The organism is Cedecea sp. NFIX57, from assembly GCF_900177785.1.
GTDB lineage: Bacteria > Pseudomonadota > Gammaproteobacteria > Enterobacterales > Enterobacteriaceae > Cedecea > Cedecea neteri_C.
Genome location: NZ_FXAS01000002.1, coordinates 1 through 17242, shown reverse-complemented (window position 1 = coordinate 17242; position 17242 = coordinate 1). Strand labels below are relative to the sequence as shown.

General features: G+C 57.1%; 16 protein-coding genes. 7 read left to right on the top strand and 9 right to left on the bottom strand.

Annotated features, from left to right (window positions below; all coding sequences use genetic code 11):
• Nucleotides 1-111 precede the first annotated feature (111 nt).
• The 9 genes from B9Y90_RS01475 to pspF form a co-directional block, all read right to left on the bottom strand.
• Nucleotides 112-2046, bottom strand: a complete 1935-nt coding sequence (locus B9Y90_RS01475) for an exoribonuclease II (protein ID WP_085540000.1) — start codon at nt 2044-2046, stop codon at nt 112-114.
• An 85-nt stretch (nt 2047-2131) separates the two neighbouring features.
• A complete protein-coding gene (locus B9Y90_RS01470; protein ID WP_085539999.1) occupies nt 2132-3307 on the bottom strand; it encodes a CMD domain-containing protein in 1176 nt (391 codons plus the stop codon).
• 211 nt (nt 3308-3518) lie between these two features.
• Nucleotides 3519-4310 carry an enoyl-ACP reductase FabI gene (gene fabI, locus B9Y90_RS01465; RefSeq protein WP_039294025.1) on the bottom strand — a complete coding sequence of 264 codons (792 nt, stop codon included), beginning with the start codon at nt 4308-4310 and terminating at the stop codon, nt 3519-3521.
• Nucleotides 4311-4448: 138 nt separating this feature from the next.
• Nucleotides 4449-5255: a putrescine export ABC transporter ATP-binding protein SapF gene (gene sapF / locus B9Y90_RS01460; protein ID WP_085539998.1), complete on the bottom strand. Its 807-nt coding sequence runs from the start codon at nt 5253-5255 to the stop codon at nt 4449-4451.
• A complete protein-coding gene (sapD, locus tag B9Y90_RS01455; protein ID WP_039294023.1) occupies nt 5255-6247 on the bottom strand; it encodes a putrescine export ABC transporter ATP-binding protein SapD in 993 nt (330 codons plus the stop codon). Before sapD ends, sapF begins: the two co-directional genes overlap by 1 nt.
• Nucleotides 6247-7137 carry a putrescine export ABC transporter permease SapC gene (gene sapC / locus B9Y90_RS01450; protein ID WP_085539997.1) on the bottom strand — a complete coding sequence of 297 codons (891 nt, stop codon included), beginning with the start codon at nt 7135-7137 and terminating at the stop codon, nt 6247-6249. The genes sapD and sapC overlap by 1 nt, the downstream gene beginning before the upstream one ends.
• The gene (gene sapB, locus B9Y90_RS01445) at nt 7124-8089 is read right to left on the bottom strand and encodes a putrescine export ABC transporter permease SapB (RefSeq protein ID WP_039294015.1); all 966 of its coding nucleotides are present in this window, start codon (nt 8087-8089) and stop codon (nt 7124-7126) included. The genes sapC and sapB overlap by 14 nt, the downstream gene beginning before the upstream one ends.
• The gene (gene sapA / locus B9Y90_RS01440; RefSeq protein WP_039294012.1) at nt 8089-9726 is read right to left on the bottom strand and encodes an ABC transporter substrate-binding protein SapA; all 1638 of its coding nucleotides are present in this window, start codon (nt 9724-9726) and stop codon (nt 8089-8091) included. The genes sapB and sapA overlap by 1 nt, the downstream gene beginning before the upstream one ends.
• A gap of 114 nt (nt 9727-9840) precedes the next feature.
• The gene (pspF, locus tag B9Y90_RS01435) at nt 9841-10839 is read right to left on the bottom strand and encodes a phage shock protein operon transcriptional activator (RefSeq protein ID WP_085539996.1); all 999 of its coding nucleotides are present in this window, start codon (nt 10837-10839) and stop codon (nt 9841-9843) included.
• Nucleotides 10840-11011: 172 nt separating this feature from the next.
• On the opposite strand from pspF, the gene pspA reads away from it, so the two are divergent.
• From pspA to tyrR, 7 genes are all read left to right on the top strand, one after another.
• Nucleotides 11012-11680, top strand: coding sequence for a phage shock protein PspA (pspA, locus tag B9Y90_RS01430; RefSeq protein ID WP_038471992.1), 669 nt, complete (start codon nt 11012-11014; stop codon nt 11678-11680).
• 61 nt (nt 11681-11741) lie between these two features.
• The gene (gene pspB / locus B9Y90_RS01425) at nt 11742-11966 is read left to right on the top strand and encodes an envelope stress response membrane protein PspB (protein ID WP_008461355.1); all 225 of its coding nucleotides are present in this window, start codon (nt 11742-11744) and stop codon (nt 11964-11966) included.
• Complete coding sequence (pspC, locus tag B9Y90_RS01420) at nt 11966-12325, top strand: envelope stress response membrane protein PspC (protein WP_085539995.1); 360 nt, start codon at nt 11966-11968, stop codon at nt 12323-12325. The genes pspB and pspC overlap by 1 nt, the downstream gene beginning before the upstream one ends.
• 175 nt (nt 12326-12500) lie before the next feature.
• A complete protein-coding gene (gene pspD / locus B9Y90_RS01415) occupies nt 12501-12731 on the top strand; it encodes a phage shock protein PspD (RefSeq protein WP_085539994.1) in 231 nt (76 codons plus the stop codon).
• A 108-nt stretch (nt 12732-12839) separates the two neighbouring features.
• On the top strand, nt 12840-14237 hold the full coding sequence (locus tag B9Y90_RS01410; protein ID WP_085539993.1) for a YcjX family GTP-binding protein: 1398 nt from the start codon (nt 12840-12842) through the stop codon (nt 14235-14237).
• A complete protein-coding gene (locus B9Y90_RS01405; protein ID WP_085539992.1) occupies nt 14234-15301 on the top strand; it encodes a YcjF family protein in 1068 nt (355 codons plus the stop codon). The genes B9Y90_RS01410 and B9Y90_RS01405 overlap by 4 nt, the downstream gene beginning before the upstream one ends.
• Nucleotides 15302-15527: 226 nt before the next feature.
• The gene (gene tyrR / locus B9Y90_RS01400) at nt 15528-17090 is read left to right on the top strand and encodes a transcriptional regulator TyrR (protein ID WP_039293991.1); all 1563 of its coding nucleotides are present in this window, start codon (nt 15528-15530) and stop codon (nt 17088-17090) included.
• Nucleotides 17091-17242 lie beyond the last annotated feature (152 nt).

Genomic DNA, 17242 nt, shown 5'->3' with positions numbered 1-17242 from the left:
AAGAGGAAAAGATCTTGTTTTTGCAGAGGATGTGCAATATATCGGCACATTGAGAGGGCAGAAATGAAAAAGCCGGGCAGAGCGCCCGGCTTTATACGGTGAAAATCAGGATCAGACAGCAGGGCGAGCGATAACGCTGCGCGTTTCCATGCGAACTTCCGCGATGGTTACGTCGATAACGTCGGTCACTTTATAAACCACTTCGCCTTTGATCTGCACGGTGCCGTTTTCCTGGCTGCAAACCAGTTCATCACGTACCGCGTGGATGAATGGCGCAGGGATAAATGCGACAGCGCCGTTTTCCACCAGACGCACGCGCATCCCGCCGCGGCTGACATCGATAATCTCTGCCGCGAAGCGAGTATCGGTGCCGGCTTTCGGGCTCAGGAAACGAGCGTACAGCCAGTCACCCACGTCACGCTCGGCCATCCGGTTTAGACGACGGCGTTCCGCCATCTGGACGGTAGTGTCTTCCGTCGGACGAGCCGCCGCTTCGCCTTTAATAATTGCTTTCAGCAAACGGTGGTTAACCATATCGCCGAATTTACGGATCGGGGAAGTCCAGGTGGCGTAGGCTTCCAGGCCCAGGCCGAAGTGTGGGCCTGGCTCGGTGCTGATCTCCGCGAACGACTGGTAACGACGAATGCGGCTGTCCAGGAACCCGGTCGGCTGAGCGTCCAGTTCGCGGCGCAGCTTGCAGAAGCCTTCCAGCGTCAGCACTTCCTGCGCGTCCACGGTGATGCCGTGGGTTTGCAGCATGGTGGCCAACTGTTCAGTATTAGCCGGGTCGAAACCGGTATGAACGTTATAAATCCCGAAGCCCAGCTTCTCGCGCAGCACGATGGCCGCACAAACGTTAGCCGCAATCATCGACTCTTCAACGATACGGTTTGCGATGCGGCGCGGCTCGGCCACGATATCCAGCACTTCGCCTTTCTCGCCCAAAATAAAGCGGTAATCCGGGCGATCTTTAAAGACCAGCGCGTGGGTCTGACGCCATTCGCTGCGGGCCAGGCAAACGCGATGCAGCAGACGAATTTGCTGTGCAATGGCGTCGCTCTGCGGCTGCCAGCCACCTTTCTCTTCCAGCCAGTCAGAAACTTCGTCATAAACCAGCTTGGCTTTAGACTCGATATTCGCGGCGAAGAAATGAATGTCGCTGGCGATAGCGCCGTCCTGCTCAATGGTCATGCGGCAGGCGAGGACAGGGCGGACAACGTTGGCACGCAGGGAGCAGAGGTCGTCTGACAGCTCGCGCGGTAGCATTGGAATGTTGAAGCCAGGCAGATAGTTGGTGAAAGCGCGAATTTTGGCGATGCCGTCGAGCTTGCTGTCTTCCTCGATCCACGCCGTTGGGTCAGCGATGGCCACGGTCAGCTGCAGTTTGCCGTCGGCAAGTTCTTCAACGTACAGCGCATCGTCCATATCTTCGGTGCTGGCGCTGTCGATGGTGACAAAATCCAGCGACGTTAAGTCTTCGCGCACCAGACCATCGTCAAGCATTTCGGTGGCCACGCCGTCTGGCGCTTCGCGTTCAAGATTATGACGTGACAGTGTCACCCACCACGGTGCGAGATGATCGTCACCGAAGGTGATAAATTGGGTTAACTCGGCGTAGAAACCACGATCGCCCTTCAGCGGATGACGGCGCATTTCAGCCACCGCCCAGTCACCGTTCTGGAAGTCATGCGTCACATCGCGCGCCGCGCGGCACTGAATGGCATCTCTCAGCAGTGGGTGATCCGGCACAATTGACAGGCGGTCGTCTTTTTTCTGAACGCGGCCAACAAAACGCGTCAGGAAAGGTTCGATAAGCGTTTCCGGCTCGGCGGACTCACGGTCTTTATCGGTGTGGATGACGGCGCTGATACGGTCGCCGTGCATCACTTTTTTCATCTGCGGCGGTGGAATAAAGTAGCTTTTATTCGCGTCGACTTCGAGGAAGCCGAACCCTTTTTCCGTGCCTTTCACCACGCCTTCAGCGCGTGGAGTCTGTGAATGCAGTTGCTGTTTTAGCTGCGCGAGCAGCGGGTTATCCTGAAGCATATCGTTTCGTTTTCGTGGCCAAAAGAGCGGCTGACAGTTTTACGCGAAACCGTACCTTGCGGCAAGCGCTGATTGCCGTGAAGGCTTATGGATTCAGCGCTTGAGCGGTATTTCCGAGGCCAATTTTCAGGCGGTTTATCCACCCGGCCAGACCGGCACTAACCAGTAATTTCAGCACCTGCTGTTCGCTAAAACCTTGCTCATACAAAGGTTGAAGCTGCGCTGCGCTAAATCTGTCCGGGGCGCGGGTTAACAGTTGCACAGCCTGAATAATTGCTTTTTCACGTGGGTGGTTGTGGCTCCAGGCGTTCAACGCTCGTTCCCCGTTGCGCATCGCGTCCGGTAATCCGGCATCTCCCTGCCAGGCGGCTACGGCATCGCTAAAGCAGGCGGCGCTGCCGTTAATCCGTGACGTCAGCATCACCACCAGCAGCGCATCGTCTGGATGTTGAGGCGTGGTCTGCCAGAACAGACGGGTAAGCTGGCTGAGGTAAGACAGTGCCCGCTCATCGTGGGCAAGCAGCCAGGCAATATCACGCAGGGTACGCAGCGGCTGGCTGATGCTCAGGACTTCCAGCTGTTCCGCACGGGCATAGCGCATTTCAACCGGTGCCAACCCCGGAAGCCAGTTGACCGGGTACGGCGTAAACAGCGCGGGCTCCGCGTCCTGTTGCCCGGCAAGTCCCGGCAGCCAGCGAACGGGCAGCCCCTGTAGCGCTTGCCAGACGGCAATGGCGCGCGCCTGGAAGCCCACGAAGCCGATAATCTGGGTGAAAGAGACAATATCGTCCACAGAGAGGCCGCATTCATCCAGCTGTGCTAAAGCGCTTTCGTCGATAAGCGTCGGTTGGCTGGCAAGCTGGCGGGCAAACTGGGTGATCTGAGTCAGGCGACGATTGCTTTCCCGGGATGAGTCTGGGCCGGGCTGCGGGGCGAGGCGAGCGGCATAGTGATTACACAGGCGCTGGACGCCATAGACCTGCGCGACGGTCAGCGCCGTGCTCAGGCGATCGTAGCTGCTCAGGGTGTGTAAACGCGTCACGTTAATACTTTCGGGCAGCAGCACATCGGCTGCCGCTCGGGCGGCATCAAGCCACGGGGCTTCAACAATCAATTGCGCTTCAGAAGGGACTACATCAAGCAGAAAGCGGTCTTCAAACTGCGCCGCTTCGGGAACTAAAGGCAGTACATCCGCCGGGCACAGACTGGACTGGGTTTCATGATACCAGTGGCTTTTACCAGAAAAGCGGCGTTGTTCCATGGTCGTTCCTTGGTCAAAAAGTTTGCAGACCCGGATACAACGTGAATGCCGGGCCTGGTTCGCTGTTTTATCCTGGCGCAAGCTCGGGAGGTGACAAAAGAATGATCGGTGATAATAAATATCGGAAAGGTATAACTAATTCGGAATCAGGCGAGGAAAACAGGGGGAAATAGCGAAACGGGCCGCAGCCCGCTTCGCTCAGAAACAGAAATTAGTCTTTCAGTTCCAGTTCGTTCATGGCTGCGATGCTGAAACCGCCGTCAACGTGAACCACTTCACCGGAGATACCGGCAGACAGGTCGGAACACAGGAAGGCTGCGGAGTTACCCACATCTTCGATGGTTACGGTACGACGAATCGGGGTAACGGCTTCACAGTGGGCCAGCATTTTGCGGAAGTCTTTGATGCCGGAAGCAGCCAGGGTACGGATTGGGCCAGCGGAGATGGCATTCACGCGCACGCCTTCTGGGCCCATAGCGTTAGCCATGTAGCGAACGTTAGCTTCCAGAGATGCTTTAGCCAGGCCCATAACGTTGTAGTTAGGGATAGCACGCTCTGCGCCCAGGTAGGACAGGGTCAGCAGGGCGGAGCCTGGGTTCAGCATTTCACGGCAAACTTTCGCCATTGCAACAAAGCTGTATGCGCTGATGTCGTGGGCAATTTTAAAGCCTTCACGGGTAACGGCGTTCACATAGTCGCCATCCAGCTGGTCGCCTGGGGCGAAGCCGATGGAGTGAACGAAACCGTCAAATTTCGGCCAGCTTTTCGCCAGTTCGGTAAACAGCGCTTCGATGCTCTCATCTTCAGCCACATCGCAAGGCAGCACAATGCTTGAACCCAGCTCGGCAGCAAAACCTTCCACACGGCCTTTCAGCTTCTCGTTCTGGTAGGTGAATGCCAGCTCGGCGCCTTCGCGGTGCATCGCCTGTGCAATACCGTAGGCAATGGAGAGTTTACTGGCGACGCCAGTGATCAGAATGCGTTTACCGGTAAGAAAACCCATAGCTTTAATCCTTAATAGTCATTGTTGTTGCGGCCAGCAGGTGAATAAACAGGCAAGCCGACGTTAAGACGGGGCGATTCTAACATGACTCCTGCGTAAGCGTTAATCCGACCACTTTTCCGTTAGGAAAAGTGCGAATCAACGATCTCTACGCCAGGCATCAGCGGTTAAAGCCTCGCCGAAGTGGCTGTTAATCAGCCGTTTAGTCAATTCATGCAGCGGGGAGGCGAGCACGTCGGCCGTGCTGCCGCGCTCCACCACTTCGCCTTCGTGCATCACCATCACCTGGTCGCTGATGTGCTTCATCATGCCAATGTGTTGAGTCACGTAAATATAAGAAATTCCTTGCTTTTCCTGCAGCTCAAGCATCAGGTTTATCAGCTGTGAGCGCATAGACATATCCAGCGAAGCCAGCGCTTCGTCGGCGATAATCACCTTCGGCCGGAGGATCAGCGCGCGGGCCAGGCCCAGACGCTGTTTTTGCCCCGGCGCCAGCATATGCGGGTAATAACTGGCGTGGTCCGGCAGCAGGCCAACCATGCGTAAGGTGTCCAGGATGCGCTTTTGCCGCAGTACCGGCTCCAGCTCGGTATTCAACCGCAGCGGGAAGTCCAGAATTTGCGAGATGCGCTGGCGTGGGTTCAGAGACGTACTCGGATCCTGAAATATCATGCGGATCCGCTGACTGCGCCAGGAATAATCGCCGAAGTGGAGAGGGTGGTCGTCAATCACTAACTCGCCGGTGGTTGGCTCAATCATCCCCGCCAGCATTTTTGCCAGCGTAGATTTACCTGAGCCATTTTCCCCGATAATCGCCAGCGTTTGCTTTTCGCGCAGCGTAAAGTTGAGCGGCTTTACCGCTTCGACGTGCTGGCGGTGGAACAAACCGGTACGGTAGCGAAACGTCTTACTTAAATTGCGGACTTCCAGCAGCGTTTCGACCATTACTGACTCTCCATATTCAGCGGGAAATGACAGGCGTAGAGGTGATTTTTCGCCCCTTCAAGCCTCGGCGCTTCAATGCATTTGCGCTGGGCATAAGGGCAGCGTGGCCCAAGGCGGCAGCCCATCGGCAATTGTTCCAGCAGAGGAATCGCACCCGGCATGGTATTTAACCGGCTCTTGTGCGGCATCGGGCTTCCAAAATCAGGGATTGCGCGGATCAGCGCCTGGGTATACGGGTGGTGCGGGGTGGCGACCAGCTCTTCGCTCGTCGCGCTTTCCACGGTTTGCCCGCAGTACATCACGTTAATTTTATCCGCCCACTGGCTCAGCATCTGCAGGTCGTGACTAATCAGCAGAATGGTGGTGTTGTTGTTCTGATTGAGCCGCGTTAACAGACGGAAAATCTGCGACTGTGTGGTCGGCTCCATGGCGTTGGTGGGCTCGTCCGCAATCAGCAGGCGCGGCTGGTTTGCCAGCGCAATGGCGATCATCACCTTCTGGCATTCACCTTCCGTCAGCTCGTACGGATAGCTGCTCATGGCGTCTTTGTGATCTTTAATCCCCACGCGGTGCAGCAGCTCGATAACCCGGCGTTTGCGCCAGCCGAAGCGCTGCCACCAGCGGCCTTTATAAGTCCAGCCGGGAATATTTTGGGTCAGCTGGCGGCCAATTCTTTCAGAAGGATCCAGGCAGGATTGTGGCTCCTGGAAAATCATCGACACGTTGTGACCCACCAGCCGGCGGCGCTCGCGCGGCGAGAGTCGCAGCAGGTCGATATCGTCAAAGCGCATACGGTCGGCGGTGACCCGCCAGTTATCTTTGGTAACGCCACAGATAGCTTTCGCGATGAGGCTTTTCCCTGAGCCGGATTCGCCGACCAGGCCGCGAATTTCCCCTTCACCAAGCGTCATACTCACGCGATCGACGGCTTTTACCCAGCCTTCGGACGTCATAAATTCGATGGTCAGATTGCGGATATCAAGTAGCGGCATTATTGCACCCCCGCGTTAATTGCGCGGCGCAGGCCGTCGCCAAGCAGGTTGATCAGCAGAACGCTTATCATAATGGCCGCCCCGGGCAGCATGACAGTCCAGGGCGCAACGTAAATCAGTTCCAGTGCGTCGCCGAGCATTGCACCCCATTCCGGAGAAGGGAGCTGCGCGCCAAGATCGAGAAAACCGAGCGCGGCAATGTCCAGAATCGCCATGGACAGTGCTCGCGTGATTTCCGTTACCAGCGTGGCGGTAATATTAGGCATGACGGCAAACCACAGAATGTTCAGGGTAGAAGCGCCATCCAGACGGGCGGCGATCACGTACTCTTTCTCCAGTTCATCGTGCACTGCGCTGTAGACCGAGCGTACCATTCGCGGCAGCAGCGCCAGCCAGACGGCAAACATCGCATGGCTGAGATGTGGGCCAGCAAAGGCGACCACAATAATCGCCAGCAGCAGCGAAGGAATCGACAGCAGCGTATCGAGAATGTGGTTCAGCACCGCCGAACGCAGGCCGTGGGTCGACCCGGCAATCACGCCGAGCACGATGCCGCAAATTGTCGCCGCAAGGGTGACGACAAACGCGCCGCCTACGGTGGGAGCCGCGCCGCTCAGCAGGCGGCTCAGCACGTCACGGCCGAGATCGTCGGTGCCGAGGAAGAACGACACTTCGCCGTAGCGGGACCAGGACGGCGGCAAAAGCTGGTAGCCCAGAAACTGCTGGTCAATCTGATAAGGTGCAAAAAGGCCGCCGAACAGGCACAGAATAGCCAGCCCGCCGCAGCCGTAGAGGCCAATCATCGCGGTGGTATCGCCATAGAATTTTCGCCACGTCAGGCGCAGCGTACTTGGCGGTCGCTTTTCGCGGTAGACGCTATCGTAAGGCATACCATTCCTTATGCTTCAGTGGGTTGGCCATAGCGCCCAAAATATCGGAAATTACGTTAACAATAATTACCAGCGAACCAATCACCATCACCCCGGCGGAGATCGCCATGTAATCCTGCTGGCGAATGGCGTTAATCAGCCAGCGTCCCAGGCCCGGCCAGCTAAAGACCACTTCGGTAATCATCGCCAGCGTCAGCATGGTTGAAAACTGCAGGCCCAGGCGAGGGATCACCGGCGGCAGCGCGTTGTGCAGCACATGGCGATGCAAAATAGTGAAGCGGGAAAGCCCACGCGTGGCGGCGGCTTTGACGTAGTTCTGATCGAACACTTCGATAGTGCTGATGCGCATCAGGCGAATCACTTCGGTGGTCGGGGCGACGGCGAGCGCGGCAACAGGCAGCACCATATGACGCAGGGCGCTGACGATCATTTCGCTACGGTAAGGTGAGTCCGAGAGCCACGCATCCACCAGCGCAAAGCCGGTGACGGACTTGACCTCATACAGCAGGTCAAAACGCCCGGAGACCGGGAACCAGCCCAGCGTCAGTGAGAAAAACAGCGTCAGAAGCAGCGCCAGCCAGAACACCGGAATCGAAAAGCCCACCAGCGCCAGGGCGCTGATCAGCTTATCCTGCCACTTATTGCGCATGATGCCCGCCAGCATCCCGACCGGGATACCAATCAGCAACGCCAGCCCAAAGGCCAGAATGCACAGCTCCATGGTGGCCGGGAAAACGTCGCGTAATTGCTCGTTAATCGACTGACCGTTAATGCTGGACACGCCAAAATCCCAGTGCAGCAGGCTTTCAAACCAGAACACCCAGGCGTTCCACAGCGAGGCACCCTGCAGCGGCGCGTGCGGCGTAAAATAGTTGAGGCTAAAGCCGACCACCGCCAGGAAAAGCAGGGTGATCAGCAGCAACAATAGGCGGCGCAAAGTAAAGATGATCATTATTTTTTCGCCTCTTCATTTTCCCTGGACACGCCCGCAAATGAGGCGTTGCCGAACGGGCTGAGCACCAGGCCTTTCATGTCGTAGCGGTAGGCCTGCAGCCTTAACGAAGAAGCCAGCGGCAGCACCGGTAGCTCGGCGGACAGAATGTCCTGCGCTTCGTTATAAGCTTCAATGCGAGCGGAGAGTTGCTGAGAAGAGAGCGCTTTTTGCAGCACGCTGTCGAAATGCGGGTTACACCAGCGGGCATAGTTGGTTTGCGAGCCAATTGCCGCGCAGCTCAGCATCGGGCGGAAGAAACTGTCCGGGTCGTTACTGTCCGTTGCCCAGCCGGCCAGCGTCAGATCGTGATTCATGTCCATCAGCCTGGCTTCCTGGAAGCGGCCCTCCATCGGCACGATAATCACCTTCACGCCAATTTGCGCCATATCCGCCTGAATCAGCTCAGCGGTTTTCAGCGGACTCGGGTTCCAGGCCTGGGAACTGGTCGGCACCCACAGACGGAGTTCCAGTTTATCCACGCCCAGGGCCTGTAACTGTTCACGGGCTTTCGCCGGGTTGTACTCGGTAATTTTTGCGTCGTTATCGTATGCCCATGAGGCGCGCGGCAAAATTGATGCGGCGGTTTCTGCCGTGCCGTAATAGATAGACTGCATCAGGCGCTGGTTATTAATGGCAAGCGCCAGCGCGTGGCGAACGGCCGGGTTATTCAGCGGCGGTTTGTTGGTGTTAAACGCCAGATACGCGATGTTCATGCCCGGGCGCAGCGTCAGGCGCAGACGCGGGTCGTCACGCAGGATAGTCAGCTGACTTGCCGCAGGCCAGGCCAGCACGTCGCATTCGCCGGTGAGTAGTTTGGAAAGACGACCGGTGCCGCCGGAACCAAGATCGACCACCACCTGCGGCATCAGCGGTACGCCGCGCCAGAAGTGTTGGTTGCGTGCCAGGCGAATGTACTGCCCGGCGCGATATTCGCTAAGCAGGAAAGGGCCGGTGCCGACAGGCTGCCTGTCCATCAATTCCTGATGGTCAGATTTGGTCAACTGCGCGGCGTACTCAGCGGACATCACCGACGCGTAATGCGTCGCTAAATGCCAGAGGAAGGAAGCGTCCGGCTTATTGAGGCGGAATTCAACGGTACTGTCATCCAGTTTGCGAACGCTTTTCACCGTTTCCGGGAACTGGAGGCTGTCGAAATAGGGGTAGCTGCCGCCGTTAACGTTATGCCACGGATGGTTGCGGTCGAAGATTCGCTCAAAGGTAAACACCACATCATCGGCGTTTAACGCCCGGGTGGGCTTAAACCACGCGGTAGTCTGGAACTGGACATTGTGGCGCAGGTGGAAGCGATAGGTCGCGCCGTTATCCAGCACTTCCCAGCTTTCTGCCAGCTCAGGCACCAGGCGATAAGTATAAGGATCGACGTCCAGCAGGCGGTCATAAAGCTGCGCCGCCAGCGTATCGACGGTCAGGCCACCGCTGGTCATCTGAGGGTTAAAGGTGTTGACCTGCCCGTTGACGCAATAAACAAAGCCACTGCGGCGAATATCTGCCGGCTTTTCAGCGGGCGTTGCGGCACGCGCCGCGCCGCTCAGGCAGCATAAACCCAGTAACAGGGAGGAGAGCATTCCGCGCATAAGTTTTTGAGTTATCTCAAGTGATAGGCAAAGTGTATCGCACTCTTGCCTTCTCCCCAAAATTACTGGTGACGATCGGCAATTTTCTGCGCAGGACGATGAAAAAAGCGCCGTTCAGTCCGGCGTCAGGCTGTTTAACTGGTGCTTTTTCAGCATCGCTCGTAGCTGATGATAACTCACGCCCAGCAGTTCTGCAGCCCGGCGCTGGTTAAAAGTTGCCTGCTTCAGGCTTTGTTCCAGCAGGTTTTTCTCCTGTTCGTTTTGCCAGCTTCGCAGATCGAGCGGCAGGCCGGGCAGGCTCGCCGGAGCCTCTTGTCTGGCCTGATGGAGCGGGGCGGGTTTATGGGTGAAAGGGTTAAGGATAATGTTGTCCAGCGCCTCATCGCTTGAGCCGTGACGGTATACCGAGCGCTCGACCACGTTTTTCAGCTCGCGGATGTTGCCCGGCCAGCCATAATTAAGCAGCGTCTCGCAGGCCCTCCCGGTAAAGCCGGGGAACAGCGGCAGATTAAGTTCCCGGCACATTTGAATGGCAAAGTGATCGGCCAGCAGCAGGATATCAGAGCGTCGTTCACGCAGGGGCGGGAGCATCACCACGTCAAACGCCAGCCTGTCGAGCAGGTCGGCGCGGAATTTCCCTTGTTCGGCCAGTTCCGGCAAATCGGCATTGGTGGCGCAGACGAGGCGAGTGTTCACCTGCAGCGGTTGGCTGCCGCCCACGCGTTCGAGTTCGCCGTATTCCACCACGCGCAGCAGTTTTTCCTGCACCAACATTGGAGCCGTGGCCAGTTCATCAAGAAACAGCGTGCCGCCTTCCGCGCGCTCAAAGCGGCCCTGGTGGCGCTTCTGTGCGCCGGTAAACGCGCCGGCCTCATGGCCAAACAGTTCGCTGTCCAGCAGGTTTTCGTTCAGCGCCGCGCAGTTGAGGGAGATAAACGGCCCCTGCCAGCGCTGGGAGAGGAAATGCAGGCGGTTGGCTATCAGCTCTTTCCCGGCGCCGCGTTCGCCGATGACCAGCACCGGTTTATTCAGCGGGGCCAGGCGGGAAACCTGCTCCATGACCTCAAGGAAGCTATTGGCCTCTCCAATGAGGCTGTCCTTGTTTTCTGACATGGTTAAATTCCCTAATAGTTAGTTAATTTAACCACTATAGCGGCTTTTGTGGGATCGTCAAATTTCCATGAATCCTTATTAATCAATAAAATAAAAAGTTGGCACGGATGCTGCAATATTCTGTCAGAGCAGAGTGCCTGGCACCTGAGATAATGACTAAGAGGATTGAATTATGGGTATTTTTTCTCGTTTTGCCGACATCGTGAATGCGAACATCAACTCCCTGCTGGAGAAAGCGGAAGATCCGCAGAAGCTGGTGCGCCTGATGATTCAGGAAATGGAAGACACGCTGGTGGAAGTGCGTTCCACTTCAGCCCGCGCGCTGGCCGAGAAGAAGCAGCTGAGCCGTCGTGTTGAGCAGGCTACCGCGCAGCAGGCCGAATGGCAGGAAAAAGCCGAACTGGCGTTGCGTAAAGAAAAAGAAGATCTGGCGCGTGCCGCGCTGATTGAAAAACAGAAGCTGACCGACTTGATCGTCACGCTGGAAAATGAAGTTGTGCACGTGGATGAAACTCTGGCGCGCATGAAAAAAGAAATCGGCGAGCTGGAAAACAAGCTGAGCGAAACTCGCGCTCGCCAGCAGGCGCTGACCCTGCGCCATCAGGCGGCTTCTTCTTCACGCGATGTTCGCCGTCAGCTGGATAGCGGTAAACTGGACGAAGCGATGGCCCGATTCGAATCTTTCGAGCGCCGCATCGACCAGATGGAATCCGAGGCGGAAAGCCACGGTTTTGGCAAACAGAAATCGCTGGACACCCAGTTTGCCGAGCTCAAAGCCGATGATGAAATCAGTGCCCAGATCGCCGCGCTGAAAGCAAAAATGAACCAGGATCGTCAATAATAATCCAGGCCGCGGTGCGCCCGGCGCATCGCGACTCAAGCCTGACCCGTAAGGAGTACACATGACTGCGCTTTTTCTTGCTATCCCGCTGACCATTTTTGTGCTGTTCGTGGCGCCGATTTGGCTGTGGCTTCACTACAGCAACCGTCCTGATGCAGGGCAGCTTTCACAGAGTGAGCAGCAGCGGCTCGCCCAGTTGACCGATGAGGCGCGACAGATGCGGGAGCGCATTCAGTCTCTGGAACAGATCCTTGATGCCGAACACCCGAACTGGAGAAACAACTAATGGTGAATTCATTTTCCGGTCGTAAGCTGTGGCGTATCCCCGAGAAAGGGATGGTGAAAGGGGTTTGCGCGGGTATTGCGCAATACCTTGATGTGCCGGTCAAGCTGGTCCGCGCCATTGCGATTTTATCGATATTCTTTGGCCTGTCGTTCTTTGTGCTGGTGGCCTACATCGTGATGACCTTTGTACTGGACCCGATGCCCTACGGCGCAGATGAAAAAGATACACAACCGACCAACCGCGATCTGCTGAACGCGGTGGACGCTGAGCTGGCTGCCGGTGAGCAGCGTTTGCGCTCGATGGAGCGTTACATTACGTCTAACACTTTCACGCTGCGCAGCCGTTTTCGTCAGCTGTAAAACAACCCTCACCCTAACCCTCTCCCTGAGGGAGAGGGGATAAACTGGCGTTATTCTGCCATTGAGGGATAAGGGATAAACAGGTTTTCCCCCTCTCCTGGGGGAGAGGGTCGGGGTGAGGGAGCCCAGGCTCAATGCCAACCGCACACCACAATTAACCGCTTTTGGAGAGACAATGACCACATTCCATTCCGTCAGCCAGAAAGCTAAACCAGGCCTGAAACTTGCCGGGAAGCTTGCTTTACTTGCCGCGCTGCGCTTCGGCCCGGCGGGTTTTGCAGCGTGGGCGATAAAATCCGTTGCCCGTCGCCCGCTTAAAATGGTGCTGGCCGTGGTGCTTGAGCCGTTACTGACCCGCATTCTGCGTAACGTCTCTGACCGTTACGACCGCCGCATGGCCAAATAACCTCCCGGCGGCGGGTTCCTCCGCGCCATGCTTTGATTCCTGGCAATCGCTCCCATTTGATATTATCAATAAAGGTATTTTCTGCAGCGGAAGGCAATCAGGACGCTTATGAACCGACTCAAAAACGAATTTAACGCCCTGGTGAACCGGGGCGTCGATCGTCATTTACGCCTCGCGGTAACCGGGCTTAGCCGCAGCGGTAAAACTGCGTTTATCACCGCGATGGTCAACCAATTGCTGGGCATTCACACCGGCGCACGGCTGCCAATGCTTAGCGCCGCGCGTGAAGAGCGTTTGCTCGGCGTTAAGCGCGTGCCGCAGCGCGATCTGGGCATTCAGCGTTTTACCTATGATGAGGGCATGGCGCAGCTTTTCGGCACGCCACCGGCCTGGCCGACGCCGACTCGTGGCGTAAGCGAAATGCGTCTGGCGCTACGCTACCGTTCCAACGACTCGCTGCTGCGCCATTTCAAAGACACGTCCACGCTTTACCTGGAAATTGTGGATTATCCCGGTGAATGGCTGCTTGACCTGCCCATGCTGGCGCAGGATTACTTGAGCTGGTCGCGGCAGATGACGGGCCTGCTGCAGGGCCAGCGCGCCGAGTGGTCGGCCGAATGGCGTCGCCTTTGCGAGGGTTTAGATCCTCTCGCGCCCGCAGACGAAAACCGCCTGGCGGCGATTGCCGAAGCCTGGACCGACTACCTGATGCGCTGCAAAAAAGAAGGGCTGCATTTTATTCAGCCGGGGCGCTTTGTCCTGCCTGGAGACATGGCGGGTGCGCCCGCGCTGCAGTTCTTCCCGTGGCCGGATGTGGACGCTTTTGGTGAGTCAAAGCTGGCCCAGGCGGATAAGGGCAGCAACATCGGCATGCTGCGCGCGCGATTTGATTATTACTGTGAAAAGGTGGTGAAGGGGTTCTACAAGAATCACTTCCTGCGCTTCGACCGGCAGATAGTGCTGGTGGATTGCCTGCAGCCGCTCAACAGCGGTCCTCAGGCGTTCAACGATATGCGGCTGGCGTTAACCCAGCTAATGCAAAGCTTCCACTATGGGCAGCGCACGCTGTTCCGCCGTCTGTTTTCCCCGGTGATCGATAAGCTGCTGTTTGCCGCCACCAAAGCCGATCATGTCACGGTAGACCAGCACGCCAACATGGTTTCTCTGCTGCAACAGCTCGTGCAGGATGCCTGGCAAAACGCGGCCTTCGAAGGTATCAGCCTGGACTGCATGGGGCTGGCTTCCGTACAGGCAACGCAAAGCGGCATTGTGGACATGCAGGGGGAGCAAATCCCGGCGCTGCGCGGTAATCGCCTGAGCGATGGTGCGCCGCTGACGGTGTATCCAGGGGAAGTTCCTTCGCGCCTGCCGGGCAACGCTTTCTGGCAAAACCAGGGCTTTCAGTTCGAACAGTTCCGGCCGCAGGTGATGGACGTTGACCGTCCGCTGCCGCACATCAGGCTGGACGCGGCGCTGGAATTCTTAATTGGAGATAAATTGCGATGAGCGATCCTATTAAACCGCGCATCGATTTTGCGCAGCCGCTGGAGGCGGAAAAAGAGCAGGACTGGAAAGCGGCACATGCGTTCAGTGAACCGGAAGCTCAAAAATTTACACCGGTCACCACCAGCGTTGAAACGCTTGCTGACGAAGAGGGGCAGGCCGAGGCCGTTATTGAGGCTGCTTTAAGGCCGAAACGCAGCCTGTGGCGCAAAATGGTGACAGCCGGGCTGGCGCTGTTTGGCGTCAGCGTCGTAGCGCAGGGCGTACAGTGGACCCACAACGCTTTTGTCACTCAGGACTGGATCGCGCTTGGCGGCGGTGTTGCCGGGGGGCTTATCGTCGCGGCTGGCGTCGGCTCGATTGCCAGCGAATGGCGGCGGTTGTGGCGTTTGCGCCAGCGTGCCGAAGAGCGTGACGAGGCGCGAGAACTGCTCGCCAGTCATGGTACGGGCAGAGGACGGGCATTCTGCGAAAAACTGGCCAGCCAGGCCGGGCTGGATAAAGGTCATCCTGCGCTGCAGCGCTGGTATGCTTCGATCCATGAAACCCACAACGACCGGGAAGTCGTGGCGCTGTATGCTCAGCTTGTTCAGCCGGTGCTGGACGCGCAGGCCCGGCGTGAAATTAGCCGCTCTGCCGCTGAATCCACGCTGATGATCGCCGTCAGCCCGCTGGCGCTGGTGGATATGGCTTTTATTGCCTGGCGCAACCTGCGCCTGATTAACCGCATTGCCACGCTGTACGGTATCGAACTGGGCTATTTCAGCCGTATTCGCCTGTTCCGCCTGGTGCTGCTGAATATCGCTTTCGCCGGGGCGAGCGAACTGGTGCGTGAAGTTGGTATGGACTGGATGTCGCAGGACATTGCCGCCAGACTTTCGGCTCGCGCCGCGCAGGGGATTGGGGCCGGGTTGTTGACTGCCCGTCTGGGTATTAAGGCGATGGAACTCTGTCGTCCGCTGCCGTGGCTGGAGGATGACAAGCCCCGGCTGGGCGATTTCCGCAAACAGCTTCTGGTTCAGCTGAAAGAGACGTTGGCCTCCGGGAAAAACAAACCGGCCAACTGAATTTGTATCATTGACCCTAAGGGCGGCTTCGGCTGCCCTTTGTTATTTACAGCTCACGTATAAATTTCGTGCTTGTTGACCAGTGGTTTGTCTTTTAGTGTCAACATTTCATGACAGGCATCTTCTTGCCAACGGCTAACTGCGTTATTATCCCTGCAACTCTATGAGGACCTTCAGCCCGGCTGGAGGTCGTATAGGCCGTTTTCCGTAACATAAGGTCACCTGCATGCGTCTGGAAGTCTTTTGTCAGGACCGCCTTGGTCTCACTCGTGAACTGCTCGATCTGTTAGTGCTGCGTGGTATTGATTTACGCGGTATCGAAATTGACCCGATCGGGCGTATTTACCTTAATTTTTCCTCCCTTGATTTTGAATCTTTCAGCAGCCTGATGGCGGAAATTCGCCGCATCCCTGACGTTACCGACGTGCGTAAAGTGCCGTGGATGCCTTCCGAGCGAGAACACCGTGCCCTGAGCGCACTCCTTGAAGCATTGCCGGAGCCGGTGCTGTCGCTGGATATGCGCAGTAAAGTTGAGCTGGCTAACCCGGCAAGCTGCGCGCTATTTGGGCAGAGCGAAGATCGCCTGCGTAACCACAATGCGGGCACGTTGATTAGCGGATTTAACTTTACCCGCTGGCTGGAGAGCGAACCGCACGATTCCCATACCGAACACGTTGTGATCCACGGGCAAAATTTCCTGCTGGAGATCACGCCGGTTCATCTGGATGGCGAAGATAATCAGCCGCTGCTGGTGGGCGCGGTTGTGATGCTGCGTTCTACCGTGCGCATGGGGCGCCAGCTGCAGAACCTCTCCAGCAGCGATTTCAGCGCCTTTGACCAGATTGTTGCCGTCAGCCAGAAAATGCGTCATGTGGTTGAGCAGGCCCGCAAACTGTCGCTGCTGAATGCTCCGCTGCTGATTGTGGGCGATACCGGTACGGGCAAAGATCTTCTGGCCAACGCCTGCCACCTGAGCAGCCAGCGAGCACAGAAACCTTATCTGGCGCTGAACTGCGGCTCTATTCCTGACGATGTGATCGAAAGCGAACTGTTTGGTCACGCGGCCGGGGCTTATGCCAACGCCGTCGAAGGGAAAAAAGGCTTCTTTGAGCAGGCCAACGGCGGGTCGGTGCTGTTGGACGAAATCGGTGAAATGTCGCCGCGTATGCAGACCAAACTGCTGCGCTTCCTGAACGACGGCACTTTCCGTCGCGTAGGCGAAGAACACGAAGTGCATGTTGATGTCCGCGTGATTTGCGCGACGCAAAAAAATCTGGTGGAGCTGGTGCAGAAAGGCGAGTTCCGCGAGGATCTCTATTATCGCCTCAACGTCCTGACCCTGAACCTGCCGCCGCTGCGCGATCGCCCGCAGGACATCATGCCGCTGACGGAACTGTTTGTGGCGCGCTTTGCCGACGAGCAGGGCGTACCGCGGCCTAAGCTGTCTCACGATTTAAGCAGCGTGCTGACCCGCTACGGCTGGCCGGGTAACGTACGTCAGCTGAAAAACGCCATTTACCGTGCTTTAACCCAGCTGGAAGGCTACGAGTTGCGTCCACAGGACATCCTGCTGCCGGACTTCGATTCGGCCAGCCTGGCCGTGGGGGAAGAGGCAATGGAAGGCTCACTGGACGATATCACCAGCCGCTTTGAGCGTTCCGTGTTAACTCAGCTTTACCGCAGTTATCCAAGCACGCGTAAGCTGGCAAAACGGCTGGGGGTTTCCCACACCGCGATCGCCAACAAGCTGCGTGAGTACGGGCTGAGCCAGAAGAAGGGCGAAGAGTAAAAACAAAAAACCCCGGCATGCCGGGGTTTTCAGACTGCTGACAAAGTCCTGGCCGTGAGGCCGGGACTTTGATCTAATAAGGTCAGTGCAAAAAACGGACTGACCGCCATGCTCAGAGAACTTTCCCCGCAGCAGTACCAGTTTGAAACCAT

Excerpts from the sequence above, each read along its gene's own strand:
- B9Y90_RS01475 (WP_085540000.1), bottom strand. The coding sequence starts at position 2,046 with ATGCTTCAGGATAACCCGCTGCTCGCGCAGCTAAAACAGCAACTGCAT.
- B9Y90_RS01470 (WP_085539999.1), bottom strand. The coding sequence starts at position 3,307 with ATGGAACAACGCCGCTTTTCTGGTAAAAGCCACTGGTATCATGAAACC.
- fabI (WP_039294025.1), bottom strand. The coding sequence starts at position 4,310 with ATGGGTTTTCTTACCGGTAAACGCATTCTGATCACTGGCGTCGCCAGT.
- sapF (WP_085539998.1), bottom strand. The coding sequence starts at position 5,255 with ATGGTCGAAACGCTGCTGGAAGTCCGCAATTTAAGTAAGACGTTTCGC.
- sapD (WP_039294023.1), bottom strand. The coding sequence starts at position 6,247 with ATGCCGCTACTTGATATCCGCAATCTGACCATCGAATTTATGACGTCC.
- sapC (WP_085539997.1), bottom strand. The coding sequence starts at position 7,137 with ATGCCTTACGATAGCGTCTACCGCGAAAAGCGACCGCCAAGTACGCTG.
- sapB (WP_039294015.1), bottom strand. The coding sequence starts at position 8,089 with ATGATCATCTTTACTTTGCGCCGCCTATTGTTGCTGCTGATCACCCTG.
- sapA (WP_039294012.1), bottom strand. The coding sequence starts at position 9,726 with ATGCGCGGAATGCTCTCCTCCCTGTTACTGGGTTTATGCTGCCTGAGC.
- pspF (WP_085539996.1), bottom strand. The coding sequence starts at position 10,839 with ATGTCAGAAAACAAGGACAGCCTCATTGGAGAGGCCAATAGCTTCCTT.
- pspA (WP_038471992.1), top strand. The coding sequence starts at position 11,012 with ATGGGTATTTTTTCTCGTTTTGCCGACATCGTGAATGCGAACATCAAC.
- pspB (WP_008461355.1), top strand. The coding sequence starts at position 11,742 with ATGACTGCGCTTTTTCTTGCTATCCCGCTGACCATTTTTGTGCTGTTC.
- pspC (WP_085539995.1), top strand. The coding sequence starts at position 11,966 with ATGGTGAATTCATTTTCCGGTCGTAAGCTGTGGCGTATCCCCGAGAAA.
- pspD (WP_085539994.1), top strand. The coding sequence starts at position 12,501 with ATGACCACATTCCATTCCGTCAGCCAGAAAGCTAAACCAGGCCTGAAA.
- B9Y90_RS01410 (WP_085539993.1), top strand. The coding sequence starts at position 12,840 with ATGAACCGACTCAAAAACGAATTTAACGCCCTGGTGAACCGGGGCGTC.
- B9Y90_RS01405 (WP_085539992.1), top strand. The coding sequence starts at position 14,234 with ATGAGCGATCCTATTAAACCGCGCATCGATTTTGCGCAGCCGCTGGAG.
- tyrR (WP_039293991.1), top strand. The coding sequence starts at position 15,528 with ATGCGTCTGGAAGTCTTTTGTCAGGACCGCCTTGGTCTCACTCGTGAA.